This window comes from Mycobacterium shunyiense, from assembly GCF_058270075.1.
The window spans coordinates 18,759-35,381 of sequence record NZ_JBZDPU010000030.1 but is presented as its reverse complement, the minus strand read 5'-3'; the positions used below and the strand labels follow the sequence as shown (position 1 = coordinate 35,381).

Annotated in this window: 18 protein-coding genes and 1 tRNA gene; 5 read left to right on the top strand and 14 right to left on the bottom strand. The window is 67.1% G+C overall.

Features of this window, described 5'->3' with window-relative positions; translation table 11 throughout:
- Positions 1 to 541: 541 nt before the first annotated feature.
- The gene (locus AC4ELH_RS27990) at positions 542 to 1,618 is read left to right on the top strand and encodes a tetratricopeptide repeat protein (protein WP_498887974.1); all 1,077 of its coding nucleotides are present in this window, start codon (positions 542 to 544) and stop codon (positions 1,616 to 1,618) included.
- On the opposite strand, the gene AC4ELH_RS27985 is transcribed toward AC4ELH_RS27990, so the two are convergent.
- Both AC4ELH_RS27985 and AC4ELH_RS27980 read right to left on the bottom strand, forming a co-directional pair.
- Complete coding sequence (locus AC4ELH_RS27985; RefSeq protein WP_498887972.1) at positions 1,530 to 1,982, bottom strand: hypothetical protein; 453 nt, start codon at positions 1,980 to 1,982, stop codon at positions 1,530 to 1,532. The genes AC4ELH_RS27990 and AC4ELH_RS27985 overlap by 89 nt on opposite strands.
- On the bottom strand, positions 1,982 to 3,073 hold the full coding sequence (locus tag AC4ELH_RS27980; protein ID WP_498887970.1) for a hypothetical protein: 1,092 nt from the start codon (positions 3,071 to 3,073) through the stop codon (positions 1,982 to 1,984). The genes AC4ELH_RS27985 and AC4ELH_RS27980 overlap by 1 nt, the downstream gene beginning before the upstream one ends.
- A gap of 201 nt (positions 3,074 to 3,274) precedes the next feature.
- Between AC4ELH_RS27980 and AC4ELH_RS27975 the strand changes: the two genes are divergently transcribed.
- Positions 3,275 to 3,682 carry a hypothetical protein gene (locus tag AC4ELH_RS27975; protein WP_498887968.1) on the top strand — a complete coding sequence of 136 codons (408 nt, stop codon included), beginning with the start codon at positions 3,275 to 3,277 and terminating at the stop codon, positions 3,680 to 3,682.
- Positions 3,683 to 3,752: 70 nt separating this feature from the next.
- Here the strand turns inward: AC4ELH_RS27975 and AC4ELH_RS27970 are convergent.
- The 3 genes from AC4ELH_RS27970 to AC4ELH_RS27960 all read right to left on the bottom strand — a co-directional run bounded on the left by AC4ELH_RS27970 (position 3,753) and on the right by AC4ELH_RS27960 (position 6,196).
- Positions 3,753 to 3,826: transfer RNA gene (locus AC4ELH_RS27970), tRNA-Pro, on the bottom strand.
- Between the two features lie 91 nt (positions 3,827 to 3,917).
- Entirely contained in the window at positions 3,918 to 5,294 is a 1,377-nt protein-coding gene (locus tag AC4ELH_RS27965) for an APC family permease (protein WP_498887967.1), read from the bottom strand.
- A gap of 11 nt (positions 5,295 to 5,305) precedes the next feature.
- Positions 5,306 to 6,196 carry a carbon-nitrogen hydrolase family protein gene (locus AC4ELH_RS27960; protein WP_498887965.1) on the bottom strand — a complete coding sequence of 297 codons (891 nt, stop codon included), beginning with the start codon at positions 6,194 to 6,196 and terminating at the stop codon, positions 5,306 to 5,308.
- Between the two features lie 99 nt (positions 6,197 to 6,295).
- On the opposite strand from AC4ELH_RS27960, the gene AC4ELH_RS27955 reads away from it, so the two are divergent.
- A complete protein-coding gene (locus tag AC4ELH_RS27955; protein WP_498887963.1) occupies positions 6,296 to 7,057 on the top strand; it encodes a FadR/GntR family transcriptional regulator in 762 nt (253 codons plus the stop codon).
- Here the strand turns inward: AC4ELH_RS27955 and AC4ELH_RS27950 are convergent.
- The 8 genes from AC4ELH_RS27950 to AC4ELH_RS27915 form a co-directional block, all read right to left on the bottom strand.
- Positions 7,054 to 7,971 (bottom strand): sulfite exporter TauE/SafE family protein, encoded by a 918-nt coding sequence (locus tag AC4ELH_RS27950; protein ID WP_064885052.1) that lies wholly within the window; start codon positions 7,969 to 7,971, stop codon positions 7,054 to 7,056. The two genes, AC4ELH_RS27955 and AC4ELH_RS27950, sit on opposite strands and share 4 nt — an antisense overlap.
- A gap of 243 nt (positions 7,972 to 8,214) precedes the next feature.
- Positions 8,215 to 8,982, bottom strand: a complete 768-nt coding sequence (locus AC4ELH_RS27945; RefSeq protein WP_082940082.1) for a sulfite exporter TauE/SafE family protein — start codon at positions 8,980 to 8,982, stop codon at positions 8,215 to 8,217.
- Positions 8,983 to 9,020: 38 nt separating this feature from the next.
- Positions 9,021 to 10,442 carry a ribosome biogenesis GTPase Der gene (der, locus tag AC4ELH_RS27940; RefSeq protein ID WP_064957707.1) on the bottom strand — a complete coding sequence of 474 codons (1,422 nt, stop codon included), beginning with the start codon at positions 10,440 to 10,442 and terminating at the stop codon, positions 9,021 to 9,023.
- A complete protein-coding gene (gene cmk, locus AC4ELH_RS27935) occupies positions 10,439 to 11,125 on the bottom strand; it encodes a (d)CMP kinase (RefSeq protein WP_064957706.1) in 687 nt (228 codons plus the stop codon). The genes der and cmk overlap by 4 nt, the downstream gene beginning before the upstream one ends.
- A complete protein-coding gene (locus AC4ELH_RS27930) occupies positions 11,122 to 11,880 on the bottom strand; it encodes a pseudouridine synthase (RefSeq protein ID WP_498887960.1) in 759 nt (252 codons plus the stop codon). The genes cmk and AC4ELH_RS27930 overlap by 4 nt, the downstream gene beginning before the upstream one ends.
- Complete coding sequence (scpB, locus tag AC4ELH_RS27925) at positions 11,864 to 12,601, bottom strand: SMC-Scp complex subunit ScpB (RefSeq protein ID WP_254358656.1); 738 nt, start codon at positions 12,599 to 12,601, stop codon at positions 11,864 to 11,866. Before scpB ends, AC4ELH_RS27930 begins: the two co-directional genes overlap by 17 nt.
- An 8-nt stretch (positions 12,602 to 12,609) precedes the next feature.
- Positions 12,610 to 13,488 carry a segregation/condensation protein A gene (locus AC4ELH_RS27920; protein WP_110777542.1) on the bottom strand — a complete coding sequence of 293 codons (879 nt, stop codon included), beginning with the start codon at positions 13,486 to 13,488 and terminating at the stop codon, positions 12,610 to 12,612.
- Positions 13,485 to 14,369, bottom strand: a complete 885-nt coding sequence (locus AC4ELH_RS27915; protein WP_055114654.1) for a ParA family protein — start codon at positions 14,367 to 14,369, stop codon at positions 13,485 to 13,487. The genes AC4ELH_RS27920 and AC4ELH_RS27915 overlap by 4 nt, the downstream gene beginning before the upstream one ends.
- A gap of 120 nt (positions 14,370 to 14,489) precedes the next feature.
- Here AC4ELH_RS27915 and AC4ELH_RS27910 point away from each other — a divergent pair, with 120 nt between their 5' ends.
- Both AC4ELH_RS27910 and AC4ELH_RS27905 read left to right on the top strand, forming a co-directional pair.
- Positions 14,490 to 15,242, top strand: coding sequence for an O-methyltransferase (locus tag AC4ELH_RS27910; RefSeq protein WP_498887957.1), 753 nt, complete (start codon positions 14,490 to 14,492; stop codon positions 15,240 to 15,242).
- Between the two features lie 154 nt (positions 15,243 to 15,396).
- On the top strand, positions 15,397 to 15,978 hold the full coding sequence (locus AC4ELH_RS27905) for an NADPH-dependent FMN reductase (RefSeq protein ID WP_064885069.1): 582 nt from the start codon (positions 15,397 to 15,399) through the stop codon (positions 15,976 to 15,978).
- 27 nt (positions 15,979 to 16,005) lie between these two features.
- On the opposite strand, the gene AC4ELH_RS27900 is transcribed toward AC4ELH_RS27905, so the two are convergent.
- The gene (locus AC4ELH_RS27900) at positions 16,006 to 16,617 is read right to left on the bottom strand and encodes a TetR/AcrR family transcriptional regulator (RefSeq protein ID WP_141142392.1); all 612 of its coding nucleotides are present in this window, start codon (positions 16,615 to 16,617) and stop codon (positions 16,006 to 16,008) included.
- Positions 16,618 to 16,623 lie beyond the last annotated feature (6 nt).

Below are 16,623 nucleotides of genomic sequence, written 5' to 3'. Positions count from 1 at the left end.
CCGCCGCCCCCGCAACCTCCGCCGCCACCACAACTACTTCCACCACCGCATCCCCCGTGCCCCCCATGCCCTCCGTCGCTGAAACCGGAGTCCGCGCCGGCCGCCCAGAACGCTGCGGCACCGCCGGCACCGGCGACAGACCCCAGCCCGCTTCGGCGGCGCGAGCCATCCCCGCGATGCCTCCGTTTGGCGATGACGAAGATCGCCAAGATCGCTACGTCGAACACGATCACCACCAGCGGAATAATCCACCACACGATGTCCGTCCTCCTCGTCGACTTCCTTACCGGACAAGCGGACCACGCGGTGCATCGCTACCGATCCCAACTCCCGTCTCGTACCTGCCGCGCGGGCTGCGCGCTACGGGCATCACTCGGTTCACGACGAGGGTGGACCTGAGCACGCGGCCGCCACAAAATCGCGGTCGCGCTTTCGCTCGAAACCCTCAGTTCCACCAGAAGTTCCAGTAAAGCCCGTCCGGCTGTTGGCGACGACGAATACCAGTAGCCCAGCGTGCCGCAGGAACCGCTATCGTGACGCGGTGGTGTCGGTCGCGTACACGAAGTTGATGCAGACGCTGTCCGATCCGGGTTCGGACTCGCAGGGTTTGTTCGAGGACGCCCGGGAGTTGTCGGCGGCCTTCGTGCGCAACGAACACCGCGCCGGGTTGTTGCCGCCCGACGCCGCGGATGTGATGGTGTTGGGCTTCGAGCGTGCGGGCGACGCGGGCCTGGCAGAGTCCTACATGGAGCTGGCTGCGCTGTACCGGAACGGCGGGACGTGGCGCGCGCCTCTCCTCCCCAAGAATGACAACCGCGCGATCGAGCTGTATCGCTTGGCCGAACTGCTCGGACACCCCGAAGCTTCGCTGCAGCTCGCACAGACTGCGTACTTCGCCAGGCGCACCGATCTCGCCGATGAGGTCTGGCAGCGCGCGGAGATGTTAGGTAACTCCGTACCCGAGCGAGCCGACATCCTCGTGTTCATCGGTTACCTGCTGAACGCCGGCTTCGGCGTCCCCGCAGACCCGGTTGCGGCGGTGCACAAGTTCCATGCCGCGGCGAACCTCGGCAACGCTGATGCTGCATTCGAGCTGGGTCTGATGCGCCAGGCCGGCATCGGCCTACCTCGCGACGAAGGCGCCGGGTTGGGATGGTTCTTCTGGGCCGCCGATCTGGGCAGTACCCGCGCGCAGTACAACCTCGGTGCCTTCTACGGCGCTGGCACGAACGGGCTGACGCGCGACGCCGAGATGTCCCTGCAGTGGTATCTCAAGGCTGCCGAGGCCGACCACGGACAGGCGGCACTCGTCGCCGCGCTGATGCTTCTCACCGGCGACGGTGGCCTGACCGTGGACCCCGAACAGGCCGCTGAGCTACTGACACGTGCAACTCGACTCCTCGGCCGAGATGTCGTAGATGAACGTCTGACCCAGATGGGACTCAGGCCGCACGACCGAACGTCGAACAGCGAGTCATGTAGCGCCCCTGATGAATCTGGAAAAGACAGTGCCTACGGCTATCGGCACGTCAGTCGGGACGGGCTCGGTACCAGGGCTCGCCGATGTCGAGTTCACGCACGTCGACTCCCGCCGGGGTCACGAGTTCCTCGGGAGTGACGAAGTATCCGACCCCGACCGGGTCTCCGCAGACGTTCCAGCGCTCGCGACGACCACGGACGGCGGCGATCGCGTCGAACCGGCCGAGGATGCCGTGCACTCCGTCGTGGAGCGAACCGTTGTCGACGTCGAGCGCCATGATCTCCTGCCCGTCGAGAGTGAGGTAGATCCTGCCGTCGGCGTTACGCAGCGGCGTGCGGGTCACCTCAACGCCGGCGTTCGCCATCGCGGCGAGAGCGCCCGTGAGCAGCTCCTCCACCCACGCCTCGCTGTCGGGTGCGAAATCGGTGTCGACCAACACAGCACGGTGCCGGTGGCCGTCGGTCCAGTCACCAAAGAGCTTGTGGGACAGAAGTTCGTCCATCAGGTGGCTCCTCGCATGTCGATGTACCCTCCCTCGGCCGTGTAGCCCTCCACCGGGCGGAGCGTGTAACCGTCCCCGATCGTGTCGGTCCGGTAGAACCGCTCGAACATGTCCGCGGCCTCGTCCGCGGTGAACACCTCGTGGCGGCTGATCGTCTGAACGCTGCGTGGCAACACGACGTCGACGTCGAGCTCGACGGGGCCGCTGTGCGGGTGGCCGACTACCGACCGCACCGACACGGCACCGATGTCGGCTCCGCCAGGCCGGCAGAACTCGATCTCCATGGCCTCGGCGGTGCCGGCGGCCTGCAGGTACAGCGACGTCGAGAAGTCGGCCGGTACGCCGCGCGGTGGGCGGGCGCTGAGCACGATGGCCCACGGGTCGGCGCCGTCCATGCTGCGCAGGTGGTGGCCGATGATGCCCCGGTGGTGCTCACGGATCAGATCGCTGGAGATGGTGCGGTCGGTCTCGCACAGCACCTGGTAGTCGTGGGTCGGGGTGAGGCTCTCAGTGAACGCGGCATACGCCGCAGGGCCTTTCGCGTAGGCGGCCAGGTACTTGAGCACGTCGACCGTCGAGGACATCCCGCCCCGCTCACCGCGGGCGATCGCCTCATCCGCCAACCCCGCGGCGTCAGCGTTGCGCCCGGCGGCGATCAGCGCGGTGACGGTGCGGGTCAAGGCCCGGTTGGGGGCGATCCCGTCGGGGGACCGCTCCACGACGGCCGCGTAGTCGGCGGCAGTGGGGTGCGCGGTGATGAACTCACCACGTACGCGGTCGAACTCGTCGAGCACCGGATCCCAGTCCGGCTCGCCGGTCGCCGGAATGTCCCGGTGGCCGGTGCCGATCCGCAACGGCTGCACCTTGAAGGCGCCGTTGACGCGGCGGTTCATCCGCATCTGCCGCCCAATCACCTCGTCGGGCATGAAAGCGGCCCAAAGGATCTCGTCGACGGCAAGCGGCTTGATCTCCACCGTCCAGGTGATCCGCAGCCGGTCCGGGTCCCGGTCCGGGTGGAACACCTGCGGGTAGAAGAGTTCGGTCACGTAGACGTCGTCGAGGACGAACCCCGTCGCGCTGACAAACCGCATGCCGCGGCTCTTGCACGCGGGTCGCAGCGCATCGTTCCATGCCTGAAGAATCGGTGATCGTTTCGCCACGGTTCCCCCTCCACCGCGGTCCCCCGACCGCTACCGCAGAAGTACACCAGACGGCGACGCCAATCCGAGCCCGCCCCTCGGTCATGAGCCCGCAATTCTGGATCGCCGCAGTCGAGCACCAGCGATGTGTCGGTGGCTGGCCATACCCTCGACGCCATGAAGGTGCTCGACGAGGGCGAGCCGATGCGGCCGTGCCGATGCCCGGACTGCGAGTGCACCAGCGTCACCGACCTCCTCGTCGGCGGCGACGACACACCAGTGTGCGGCTGCTGCCTCGCAGACTGCCCGGACGTGCACGGCCCCGAGGGACGTCGGCCGCAGCACTACCGGTACCGGGCCGACTGGTCGGAAGAGGACCGCGAGTTCGTCGGGCTCGCCGCGGAGTTCCCGTCGCTGTCGTTCCTGGCACCGACGCCGCATGAGGCGCTGGACGGCATCAAGGAGCTCGTCGCGGAGGTGCTACGCGACATGGCGCAGACCGGGGAATCGCCTCCTGCCCCTTCCGGCCGAGTTCAGAAGGGGTTTTCATCGTCGAGCTGACAGGACCCGCCCCAATTCCTCGACAAAGAAAAAACTCGCTCGGCTTACGCCGGCGAGTTTCTTTTCTTTGTCGGGCTGACAGGATTTGAACCTGCGACCACTTGACCCCCAGTCAAGTGCGCTACCAAGCTGCGCCACAGCCCGCGTGCTTCCGGCTTGCACCGGCAGCGAGTCGAAAGCTTACCGTAGCCGCCCGCCGTTCTCGTAATCCGCCCCACCCGTCACAGGCCACCCCTCACTGGGCTGTGGTTTCGACGGTCGTCGCCTCGGCTTCGTCGACGGCGATCTCAGGTGGCAGCGTCCTGAAACCCCGACTCGTCACGCCCAGCACGACGATGCCGAGGCCGAGCCAACAGAGCCCAAGGACGATCGCCCGGGAGTCGAGCTGCAGCAGCAGATACGACGTGATGATCGCACCGATCGCCGGCGCCACGACGTAGAGCAGCGGGCTGCGCGACTCGCCGGAGGCCCGGTGGCGGAAGTAGTAGACGATGACCGACACATTCACGAGGGTGAACGCAACGAACGCCCCGAAGTTGATGAATGACGTCGAGGTCGCCACGTCGAGGAACATCGCCAGCAGGCCCACCGCGCCGACCATCACCAGGTTGGCCGCCGGAGTACGGAATTTGGCGCTCAGTGTGCCGAACACCGACCGGGGCAGGGTGCCGTCGCGGCCCATGGCGAACAGCAGTCGCGATGCGGAGGCCTGTGCGGCGATGCCGGACGCGAACTGGGCGAGGATCAGACCGGCGAGAAACACTGCCCCGAACAAATTGCCGCCGATCTGCTTGGCGATTTCCAGGGCCGCCGACGAGGAATCAGCGAATTCCCCACCAGGGTGCACCAATTGGGTGGTGTACGCGATGACCAGGAAGATGGCGCCGCCGATCAGTGCGATCAGCAGGATGGCTCGGGGCATGTTCTTGCGCGGTTCGATGGCTTCCTCGGTGAAGGTGGTGACGGCGTCGAATCCGAGGAAGGAGTAGGCCGCGATGGCCGCGCCGGCCGTGACACCCCCGATGCCGGCGCCGATCCCGGTGAACGGACTCGCACTGAGCAGCCCGCCGGCGCCGCTGCTGCGGACGACGGAGGCGACCGACAGCGCCACGAACAACCCGATGACCAACAGCTGGAATGCCATCAGCAGATAGTTGGCCTTATCGGCGACCTTGATGCCGATCACGTTGAGCGCGGTGGTGATGAGGATGAATCCCAGCACCCACACCCAGCCGGGTATGCCCGGGAATTGAGCGTCCAGATATGCGGCCCCGATCAGCCAGATGACCATGGGCAGGAACAGATAGTCCAGCAATACCGCCCAGCCGGTGAGGAATCCGACGCGTGGGTCGATGGTGCGGCGCACGTAGGTGTAGGCCGACCCCGACACCGGATACGCGGCCGCCATCCTGCCGTAACTTGACGCGGTGAACAGCATGGCCGCCAGCGCGATAAGGTAGGCCGACGCCGACGCTCCGGCGGTGGTGGACGCGATCACGCCGAAGATGCCGAGCACGATCAGCGGCGTCATGTAGGCCAGCCCGAACAGCACCAGCGAGCGCAACCCGAGGGCGCGCACCAGGGTCGGTTGCCCGGCAGATGGCGGTGTCATGGTGGTGCCTTTCAGTCGGCGTGGCGGTTCGACGGTGACCAACGCTGCGGGTCGATTCGACCCTGGTACAGCGGTAATCCGATCGGACGGTCCGACGGTCCGAACTGGTCCCACATCCGGTTGGTACCGGCGGTTCCTCGCTCGCGTACCGCGGCGACGGCCCCGAAGTCGATGTGCTGGCAGAGCACATCCGGGGCTGCGCCCGGGGTCTCCTGGAGCACAGCGCCTTCGGGGTCGACGATGAGGCTGCGCCCCTTGCCCACCGGTCCAGCGCAGTTGACGCTCACCGTGAAGACTTGGTTCACAATCGAATTGGCGCGAGCCAGCACCAGTTCCTGACTCCGGTCCTCGGTGGTGGTCTTGACGACATTGACGATCACGTCGGCGCCCATCCAGGCCAGATGGCGGCTCACCTCCGGGAACCAGGCGTCATAGCAGATGGACAGCCCGAGTCGGCCGACCTGAGGGATGTCTACGGTGACGAACTGGTCGCCCGGCGTGTACTTCTCGAACGGTCGCCAGGGGAAGATCTTGCGGTAGGACGCCACGAGCCGGCCGTCGGGGGCGAAAACCGGTGCGGTGTTGAATAATTCACCGTTCTCCCCCAGCTCGCACACCGAGCCGGGAACCAGCCAGGCATCGGCGGCGCGGGCCACCTCGCCGAGGGCGGCGATCAATGGACCGTCCAGTGGTTCTGCCGCAGTGGCCAGCATGCCGGTGTCTTCGGTACCGAACAGGTGGATCTCGGGATAGACGATCAGTGCCGGACCGGTCACCGCTGACCGCACTCGCAGCACGTCGGCCGTGAACTGGGTGACGGTGTCCTGCCGACCGAACACCGGCAGGCCCTCGATGTCGAGCGGGGCCGCCTGGACTCCAGCCACCGTGATCGATCCGGACACAGGACCTCCGAAGCATTAATAACCCAGAATGAGCGAATTTAGTCCAGATATTAGTTCAGCATGAACAAATAGAGCAATAGCTGACGTACGCTGAGGCGCATGACGTTGCAGGTCGGTGAGGCGCATCCGGCGCTCAACGCCCCCGCCGTCGCGGGCATCACCCGGCTCAGCGCCGCCGACACGGTGCGGGCCCGCCTCGGACTGGCCATTGAACTGGGCCTCATGACCAGGGGGGAACGGCTGCCCGCCGAACCCGACATCGCCGCCGCGCTCGACGTCAGCGTCGCCACGGTCCGCCGGGCCTTGCAGTCGATGGCCGACGAGGGCGTGGTGGTCCGTCGCCGTGGCCGGGTCGGCGGCACCTTTGTCGCCCGTAGCGGCGCCCGGGTGGACGCCGGATCAGATCACCCCTCGGCCACGTTCCGTGCCGATGCCGCCGAGGTGCGCCGCCTCATCGACCTACGCGCGTTGGCCGAGGATGCCCTCAGTGCGGCTGCGGCGCAGGCCGCCACCGATGCGCAGCTCGACGCGCTCGCGGCGATCGTCGACGAGGCTGCCAGGACCACCGACTGGACGGGCTTCCACACCGCCGATCAGCGTTTCCACGAATCGGTCGCGGCGGCAAGCGGTCTCGACTGGGCGATGCATAGCTACTGCGACGTGCTGCACGGGCTGTACCGCTACTTCATTCCCTACCCGATCAGCTACCTGCACGAGTCCAACCGAGAACATGCCCAATTGGTGGAAGCGCTGCGTCGACGCGACTGCCGGGCGGCCTCCGAGATTGCCCGCAATCACGTGCTGTCGTTGCATCAGACCATGTACGTGGGCCTGTCACGCCCCTCGAAGGAGTCCGGCTAACCGCGTGCCGCCCGCTCTTCGACCGCGGTGACAACCGAATCATCCACATCGCGCGGCGCCCGCGACGTCTTCCAGGCGCGGACCACCATGGCTGCCCACCCCGCCACGATGAGCGTGTAGATCAGCGTCGACCACGGCCAGTGCACGCCGAAGTAGTGCACCAGTTTCTGGCTGTTGGTCAGCAGGATGACCCCGCCGACAGCGGTACCGAGCAAGGCCGGGTTGATGCGGCTGACCAGCCACGCGGCGACCGGCGCAGCGATCACCCCGCCGACCATCAGCCCGAGCACCACAGGCCAGTTCTCCAGGAACTCCTGGCGCAGCCCGACCAGAAAGCCGATCGACGCCGACACCGACACCAAGAACTCCGAGGCACTGACCGAACCGATCACGGTCCGCGGTGCCGTCTTGCCCTGCGACAGCAGGGTGCTGGTGGTCACCGGACCCCAGCCGCCGCCACCCGACGCATCGATGAACCCGCCGAACAAGCCGAGCGGTGCCAAGAACTTGGCACTGTGACTGGTGCCGTGTTCGCCGAGACTCAGCGGCGTACCCAGCGAGAAACGCAACAGCACGTAAAGCCCGATGCCGAGCAGGATCGCCGCCATGAGCGGCGCGGCCGATTCCGTCGACAGCGCCGACAGCACCGTCGCACCTGCGAATGCACCCGCGGCCCCGGGGATGCCGAGCTTGGCGACCATCGGCCAGTCGATGTTCTTGAAGCGCCAGTGCGACACCGCCGACGCCAGCGTCGTCCCGACCTCAGCCAGGTGCACCGCGGCGCTGGCCTGTGCCGACGCCACCCCGCTGAGCACCAGCAGGGTCGAGGCGGTCACACCGAAGGCCATCCCGAGCGCACCGTCGACCAACTGGGCCCCGAGGCCGACGAGCGTGAAGATCAGAAGCGAACGCATGGGTTCGGCTGCTTTCGATTGTGGTCACCGCCCCGGGTGACCCGACGGAAGGTTGGGCGCGTGTCTACCGACCCGCGCGACACCACTCGTCGAAAGCCATCAACCGGCGCGACGGCCAGAAGGGCTCGAGGGCAGCCAGAGCAGACGGTGCGGTGCGGTAGGCACGTTCAGCCACCGGTCACCCCTTTCTGCTCGACAGTCGACGTGACTTTACCTGAGGCTTCGCACAAGCAAGTCTTTGCCCTACAGGCTCAACAACCGGTAGAGCCCGATCAGTCCCACCACCACGATCACGGCACGCAGCGCATTCGGCGACAGCCGACGTCCGTAGTGAGCGCCGAGGAATCCACCGATCAGCGAACCGACCGCGATCAGGCCGGCCGCCACCCAGCTGATCCGGTCGAACGCGACGATCGTGTACGCCAGCGCCGCGACGATGTTGACCAAGAGCGACAGCAGGTTCTTGGCGGCGTTCATCCGTTGGATCGACTCCGGCAGCAGCGCGCCCATCACGGCGATCAGCAGGATCCCCTGGGCTGCCGTGAAGTAGCCGCCGTAGACGCCGACGGCGAACGTGCCGATCACCAGCACCGCCATGCGACGCGGGCTGACGTGGTCGGCGGACTGCCCGGACTCCTCGGCGCGGTTCCTCACCCACGCCTGGATCCGAGGGCCGACGACGACCAATATCAGCGCCAGGATCAGCAACACCGGTACGACCGCGACGAACACCTTTTCCGGCAGGTGCAGCAGCAGCCAGGAACCCAGGCCGGCTCCGATGAGCGATCCTGGGATCTGCCAGCGCAGCCGCTTCCACTGGCCACGCAGCTCCCGGCGATAACCCCAGGTGCCGGAGACACCGCCGGCGACCAGACCGACGGCATTGGACATCGTCGAGGTGACCGGCGGAATCCCCAGCGCCACGAGCGTGGGGAAGGTGATCAGGGTGCCAGACCCGACGACGGCGTTGATCGCGCCCGCACCGACACCGGCCAGCGCGATCAGGATCATGTGGGTGACGGACACTCGGGCCAGCCTATCGGCCCGGTTCAGCGCTTCTTCTTGGGCGCTCCACGCTTCTCGCGGACCCGGACGTTGATCTTCACCGGGCTGCCCTCGAAACCGAACTGCTCACGCAGGCGGCGCTCCAGGAACCGGCGGTAACCGGCCTCCAGGAACCCGGACGTGAACAACACGAACGTCGGGGGCCGGGTCGCCGCCTGAGTGGCGAACAGGATCTTGGGCTGCTTGCCGCCACGCACCGGCGGCGGTGTCGCGGCCACGATCTCCTTGAGGAAATTGTTGAGCTGCCCCGTCGAGATCCGCTTGTCCCAGGACGCGAGTGACGTCTCCAGGGCCGGCACCAACTTCTGCACCGCCCGGCCGGTCATGGCCGAGATGTTGACCCGCGGCGCCCACTGGACCTGCACCAGTTCCCGATCGATCTCTTTGTCCAACAGGTACCGCCGGTCCTCGTCGACCAGGTCCCACTTGTTGAACGCGATGACCAGGGCACGCCCGGCCTCGATCACCATCGACAGCACCCGCAGATCCTGCTCGGTCAGCGGCTGAGAGGCATCGATCAGCATGATCGCGACTTCGGCCGCATCGATCGCGCCGTGGGTGCGCACCGAGGCGTAGAACTCGTGTCCGCTGGCCTGTCCGACCTTACGGCGCAGACCCGCGGTGTCGACGAATCGCCAAGTCTTGCCGCCCAATTCGATCAGTGAGTCGACGGGGTCGACGGTCGTGCCTGCGACGTCGTGAACCACCGAACGCTCGTCACCGGCCAGGCGGTTCAGCAGTGAGCTCTTGCCGACGTTCGGCTTGCCCACCAGCGCCACGCGGCGTGGGCCGCCCGCACCGCTGCCGCCCACCTCGGAGACCTCGGGCAGCTTCTCCATCACCGTGTCGAGCAGATCGGCCACGCCGCGTCCGTGCATGGCGCTGATCGGGTGCGGCTCACCGATGCCCAGCGACCACAGCGCCGCGGCGTCGGACTCACCGCGCTGCGTGTCAACCTTGTTGGCCGCCAGGAAAACCGGCTTGCCCGACTTGCGCAGCATCCGGGCCGCGGCCTCGTCGGCCGACGTGGCCCCGACGACGGCATCGACGACGAGGATGATCGCGTCAGCGGTGCGCATCGCCACCAGTGCCTGATCGGCGACCAGCTGCTGCAGACCCTTGGCGTCGGGTTCCCAGCCCCCGGTGTCCTGCACCATGAAACGGCGGTTGAGCCAGTTCGCGTCATAGGACACCCGGTCGCGGGTGACCCCGGGAATGTCCTGAACGACGGCTTCGCGCCGCCCCAAGATCCGGTTCACGAGAGTCGATTTCCCGACATTGGGCCGGCCGACGACGGCCACCACCGGAGGCGGCGCGGCGGCCTCCTCGAGAACCTCGGCAACCTCGTCGCTGAATTCCCAGTCGCTCTCGTCCGACCAGGTGCCGTCACCATCAGAGTCGCTCATCGGCGCACCCCCGCATGCTGGGTCACCAGGTCGAGAAGGTGTGTCACGACCTGTGTTTGGTCCATGTCACTGGTGTCGACCACCAGTGCATCCTCGGCTGCCCGCAACGGGGACACGGCCCGCGTGGAATCCAGGTGATCGCGCCGCTGCACGTCGGCGAGCACTGTCGCATAGTCGTCGGGCAGACCGCTCGCGATGTTCTGGGCGTTGCGGCGCCGGGCGCGCTCCTCGGCGGAGGCGGTGAGAAAGATCTTGACGTCGGCCTTGGGCAGCACCACCGTGCCGATGTCGCGCCCCTCGACCACCACGCGTCCACCCGCAGCAGCCAGCTCGCGCTGCAGATCGACGAGCCGGGCACGCACTCCGGGCACCGCCGACACCGCCGACACCGCGCGGGTCACCTCGTCCCCACGGATCTCGTCCGAGACGTCTTCACCGGCCAGGAACGCGCGATCCTCACCGGGATCCGAACCCACCCCGATCACCGCGCCCGAGGCCACCGCGTCGATGGCCTCGGCATCGTCCAGATCGGCCCCGGCGCGCAACACCGCCAACGTGACGATGCGGTACATCGCGCCGGTGTCCAGATAGCTCGCGCCAAGGGCTTGCGCCAAACCTCTTGAAACCGAAGACTTCCCGGTTCCGGCGGGCCCATCGACCGCCACCACCAGAGACCCGCTCACATTCCCACCGCCTGATAAAGCTCGCCGATTTCCTTGCGGCTGAGCGCCCTGATACTGCCCGGCCGCTGGTCCCCCAGCGCCACCGAACCGATGTCGGTGCGGACCAACTCCTGCACCGGGAAATCCACCGCGGCCAACATGCGCCGCACGATGCGGTTACGGCCCTCGTGCAGGGTGACCCTCACCAAGGTCTTGCCCGGAACCGTGTCCACCACCGCGAAGTCATCTACATGCGCCGGACCGTCATCCAGTTCGACACCGGCGCGCAGCTTCTTGCCGAGGCCGCGCGGCACCGTGCCGATCACCGTCGCCACATAGGTCTTGGGAATCTCATACGACGGGTGCATCAGCCGGTGGGCGAGCTCCCCGTCGTTGGTCAGCAGCAGCAGCCCCTCGGTGTCGGCGTCGAGCCGGCCGACGTGGAACAGCTTCTTGTTGCCCCGAACCCGGTGCTCCACCAGATCTCCCACGCACGGGCGGCCCCGCTCGTCGGACATCGTGGACAGCATGCCGATCGGCTTGTTGATCGCGAGGTAGACCAGCGTGTCATCGATGACCACCCGGGAGCCGTCCACCCGGATCTCGGCCGTATCCGGGTCGACCCGGGTACCGAGCTCGGTCACCAGCCGTCCGTCGACCTCGACGCGGCCGTCGGTGATCATCCGCTCGGCCACCCGCCGGGAGGCAATTCCCGCCTGGGACAACACTTTCTGCAGCCGTACGCCTTCTTCAGCCATGTCAGTCCTTGTCCACATCGAAGGCCATCGGCTGGTTGCCGCCAGGCGCGCCGCCGTTGAGTTTGGCGAAACGCGGCTCGTCACCGAGAGATTCGCTCAGATCGTCGATCACGTCGACATCGGGCAGCAGCGGCGCGATGTCGGGCAGATCGGATAGGGATGTCAGGCCGAGCCGTTCCAGGAACAACTCGGTGGTGGCGAACGCGGCCGCACCCGAATCCGGATCGGTGCCCGCCTCGGTGATCAGACCGCGCGCCACCAGAGTCCTCATCACCGCGTCCACGTTCACGCCGCGCACCGCGCTCACCCGCGCGCGGGTCACCGGCTGCCGGTAGGCCACCACGGCCAGGGTCTCGAGGGCGGCACGGGTCAGCTTGGACCGCGCGCCGTCGAGCAGGAGCCGCTCGACATACGGGGCGTAGCGCGCCCGGGTGTACATCCGCCAGCCACCGGCTGCCTCTCGCAGGTCGATGCCGCTGTCACGGGCAGCAAGCTCCTCGGCCATCAGACGCAGCTTGGCCATCACCCGGTAGGCGGGCTGTTCGGTCGCCGAGGCCAACGCATCCACCGTCACCGGCGTGTCCACCACCAGCAACAACGCTTCCAGGACAGCACCCAGTTCACCGTCTTCGAGCTCGGGAACCGTCGCCACGTCGATGCCCAGGTCATCTCCGACCGGGATCGCTTCACCCGGGGCATCGTCGGACCGCTCTCCGGAATCGGAGATCTCGTCAGTCATTGTTCTCGCTATTCTTCCGCATCCGCGGTTGCCAGATGTTCGCTGGTCGGCCGATCTCCGGTCCACGAAACCTGGAGCACTCCAAGCGGTTCTGGTTGCTCGAATGCTACCGCCTTGGCTCGGAACAGTTCGAGCAGCGCCAGGAAGCGGCCGACGATCTGGAGTCCGTCGGTGCACTCTGCCACGAGTTCGGAGAAAGTTGCCCATTCGCCGATCCCGCGCTGCTCAAGCAGGGCGATGATCCGGTGTGCCTGCTCGGGCACCGACACCTTGGGCGCGTGGATGTGGTCGATGCCCACGGTGGGCACCGGCCGCGGGGTGAAGGCGGCGGCCGCGATCTCGGCGAATTTGCCGGCGTCGACGCCGAGCATCACCTCGGGCAGCAGGTCCGAGAAGCGATCCTCCAGCGACACCACGCGCGGGTAGCTGCGCAGCGCTGCGGCCTCCAGTTCGGCGAACATCAACGCGACGTGCTTGAACGCCCGGTACTGCAGCAGCCGCGCGAACAACAGGTCGCGGACCTCCAGCAGGGCGAGATCCTCCTCGTCGTGCACCTCGCCCGACGGCAGCAACCGGGCCGCCTTCAAATCCAGCAGCGTCGCCGCGATCACCAGGAACGTCGTGGTCTCGTCGAGTTCGAGCCGGGCGCCGATCTCTTTGGTGTAGGCGATGAAATCGTCGGTGACCTGGTGCAATGCCACCTCGGTGACATCGAGGCGGTGCGCGAAGATCAGCTGCAACAGGAGGTCGAACGGTCCCTCGAAGTTGGTGAGCCGAACCTGGAAACGGTTCTGCTGATCACCGGTCGTCGACTCATCCCCGACGGCGGCAGCTGGTTCGGCGCGATCGGGCGTCGGAGTGGCCGGGGTGTTCAGGACATCGTTCACGCGCCGAACCGGTCGATGACTTCGCGGGCCAGCGAGCGGTAGGCGACGGCACCGCCCGACTTGGGCGCCCAGGTGGTGATCGGCTCGCCCGCCACGCTGGTCTCCGGGAAGCGCACGGTCCGGGTGATAACGGTGTCGAACACCAGGTCGCCGAACCGCTCCACCACGCGGGCCATGACCTCACGGGCGTTGACCGTGCGCGGGTCGTACCGGGTCACCAGGATGCCGCTGATGGACAGCTTCGGGTTGAGCCGGTCGTGCACCTTGTCCACGGTGTCGGTCAGCAGCGCCAACCCGCGCAGCGAGAAGTACTCACATTCGGTGGGGATGATCACACCGTCGGCGCACGCCAGTCCGTTGACCGTGAGCAGGCCCAGCGACGGCTGGCAGTCGATCAGCACGTAGTCGTAGCGGTCCAGCACCGGATACAGGGCCCGGGCCAGCGACTGCTCGCGGCCCACCTCGTTGACCAGCTGGATCTCGGCGGCCGACAAGTCGATATTGCTTGGGACCAGGTCCATGCCGCTGACCCGGGTCTTGATCACCACGTCGTCGATCGACACCCGAGGTTCGACCAGCAGGTTGTGCACCGTGTTCGCAAGTTCGTAGTGCGGCACCCCGAGGCCCGCCGACAATGCGCCCTGCGGGTCCAGGTCCACCAGCAGCACCCGGCGGCCGTACTCGGCCAGGCTGGCACCCAGGTTGATGGTCGAGGTGGTCTTGCCGACCCCGCCCTTCTGATTGCACATCGCGATCACCTTGGCCGGACCATGCGTCGAACGCGGCCGAGGTTCGGGAATGTCACGCGGTGGCCGCCCGGTCAGACCGAGCTCCGGTGAGCTGTGCTCGAAGAGCCCTTCGTGTGCGCTGTCGTCGGTCATACCCCACCACTACTGGTCAGGTGTCCCGCAGTCTCGGCGCACATATCCCGGCAAGTTTAACGTCGTCACGCAGCCAGAACGGGCAGACCCGCGGGCAAACAGGCGCATATGGTGTGCGTCATGAGTCTCAAACAGCGACTGCCGCTGTTGCGGTGGTCGTTCATCCGGATGGGAATCGGCGCCAGGCACTTCTCGAAAACCGGACAGTGGGGCGACGGACGCGAGGCCGCGGCCGCGGATTATGTGGTGGCCAACGCCCGCGCCGGCGACCTCGACGACGTCATCGCCACCATCGACAAGTTCGCCTACGAGAAGTCGTTCCTGATCAACGTCGGCGACGAGAAGGGTGCGCTGCTCGACGCCGCAGTCGTGCGGGCCGACCCGCGTCTGGCACTCGAGCTGGGCACCTACTGCGGCTACGGGGCGATGCGGATCGCGCGCGCCGCGCCGGCCGCCCGGGTGTTCTCGGTGGAGTTCTCCCCCACCAACGCGGACATCGCGCGACGGATCTGGGCACATGCGGGGGTGGCCGACCGGATCACCTGTGTGGTCGGGACCATCGGCGACGGTGGCCGCACCCTGGACGCCCTCGCGGCCGCCGGGTTCGACGCGGGCGGACTGGATTTCGTGTTCCTCGATCACGACAAGAACGCCTACCTGACCGATCTGCAGAGCCTGCTGGAGCGTGGTTGGCTGCACCGGGGTTCGATCGCGGTGGCCGACAACGTGAAGCTGCCCGGCGCCCCGAAGTACCTGGCCTACATGCAGGAGCAGCAAGGTTCCCGCTGGGACACGAAACATCACAAGACGCACGCGGAGTACCAGACCCTGCTGCCCGATCTGGTGCTGGAGTCGGAGTACCTGGGCGGCTGACGTACCCGCGCCGTCGACGACGTCGACCCGTGCGGTCGCAGGCCCCCTGACACCGACCACGCCGGACCGATACACCGGTCTCCGGAATATCTGGGGAGGCATCCCCGTTTACCACGCTGTCACACCACGTCGCAGCGCAGAATTCGGAGACACCATGACCAAGATCGCCCTGATCATCACCAGCACCCGACAGGAACGTTTCGCCGATCGACCGGCGAGGTGGGTCACCGCGCGTCTTCGGCGCGCGGGACTGGACGTGGATGTGATCGACATGCGCGACCACGACCTGCCCAGCTTCGGCGGACAGTCGCCGATGTACACCCCTCGCCAGTACGCGACACCGGCGATCGCCCAATTCGGGCATCGGATCGACCAAGCCGACGCATACATCGTGCTCACCAGTGAGTACAACCACGGGTATACCGGCGTGTTCAAGAACGCAGTCGACCACCTGTTCGCGGAATGGGACCGCAAGCCGATCGCATTCGTTGCCTGGGGCAATGTCGGCGGAGCCCGCGCCGTAGAGCAACTGCGCTCCGTCGCAATTGAATTCGGCATGGCGCCCATTCGCCCCGCGGTGCACATCCTGCCCGACGTGATGGTGCCCGCGATGACGGCGCCCACCTACGATGCCGCACTCTTCACCGCACTCGAACCAAAGCTCGATGCGCTGGTGGAGGAATTGATCTGGTGGACCGCGACATTGGAGCGGGGGCGCAACCACGCGCAGGCGTGACGCCGGCACGACGCGGTCCCGCTGCGCTCAATCGTGCAGGGCCCGGCGGACCTGCGGATCGGTCGGGGCGGGCGGCACCTCGACGAGGATCCCGGGGGAAAGAAGACCGGTCAGCCACAGCGCGACCAGACGGGCACTGGACCGCGGAGCGTCCTCGGCGGTCCGGTGGACCAAGCCGGCGTTGGCGATCAACAGCACCGCCAGGTCGGCCGGGGACGCGTCGGGGCGGACCCCGCCACTGCGCACCGCGCGTTCGAACAGCGCGGCGACGGCGCGGTAGTGGCGGGCGCGCAGTTCTTCGACGTGGACCGACAACGGCCTCAGCGATGCCAGCAGATCCGCCAGTCCTCGGTTGCTCGCCTGTAACGCACAGGTGGCGATGACGCAGTCCCGCAACGCGATCCCCGGATCGTCCGCCCGGGCGGCATCCTCGGCAAGGGCACAGTAGCGCTCGAGGTGTCCGGTATAGACCTCGGCGAGCAACGCCTCTCGAGTCGGAAAGTGCCGATACAACGTCGCGTTGCCGGTGCCGGCGCGCCGGGCGATCTCGTTCAGTGACACGTCCACGCCGTGTTCGGCGTACGCCGCCTCCGCGGCGGCCAGCACGGATGCACGATTTCGTTGGGCGTCAGCGCGCACGGCCGC

Coding starts and splice junctions, on each gene's coding strand:
- AC4ELH_RS27985 (WP_498887972.1), bottom strand. CDS start 1,982: ATGGACGAACTTCTGTCCCACAAGCTCTTTGGTGACTGGACCGACGGC.
- AC4ELH_RS27980 (WP_498887970.1), bottom strand. CDS start 3,073: ATGCGGTTTGTCAGCGCGACGGGGTTCGTCCTCGACGACGTCTACGTG.
- AC4ELH_RS27965 (WP_498887967.1), bottom strand. CDS start 5,294: ATGACACCGCCATCTGCCGGGCAACCGACCCTGGTGCGCGCCCTCGGG.
- AC4ELH_RS27955 (WP_498887963.1), top strand. CDS start 6,296: ATGACGTTGCAGGTCGGTGAGGCGCATCCGGCGCTCAACGCCCCCGCC.
- AC4ELH_RS27950 (WP_064885052.1), bottom strand. CDS start 7,971: ATGCGTTCGCTTCTGATCTTCACGCTCGTCGGCCTCGGGGCCCAGTTG.
- AC4ELH_RS27945 (WP_082940082.1), bottom strand. CDS start 8,982: ATGATCCTGATCGCGCTGGCCGGTGTCGGTGCGGGCGCGATCAACGCC.
- der (WP_064957707.1), bottom strand. CDS start 10,442: ATGAGCGACTCTGATGGTGACGGCACCTGGTCGGACGAGAGCGACTGG.
- AC4ELH_RS27930 (WP_498887960.1), bottom strand. CDS start 11,880: ATGTGGACAAGGACTGACATGGCTGAAGAAGGCGTACGGCTGCAGAAA.
- scpB (WP_254358656.1), bottom strand. CDS start 12,601: ATGACTGACGAGATCTCCGATTCCGGAGAGCGGTCCGACGATGCCCCG.
- AC4ELH_RS27915 (WP_055114654.1), bottom strand. CDS start 14,369: ATGACCGACGACAGCGCACACGAAGGGCTCTTCGAGCACAGCTCACCG.
- AC4ELH_RS27910 (WP_498887957.1), top strand. CDS start 14,490: ATGAGTCTCAAACAGCGACTGCCGCTGTTGCGGTGGTCGTTCATCCGG.
- AC4ELH_RS27905 (WP_064885069.1), top strand. CDS start 15,397: ATGACCAAGATCGCCCTGATCATCACCAGCACCCGACAGGAACGTTTC.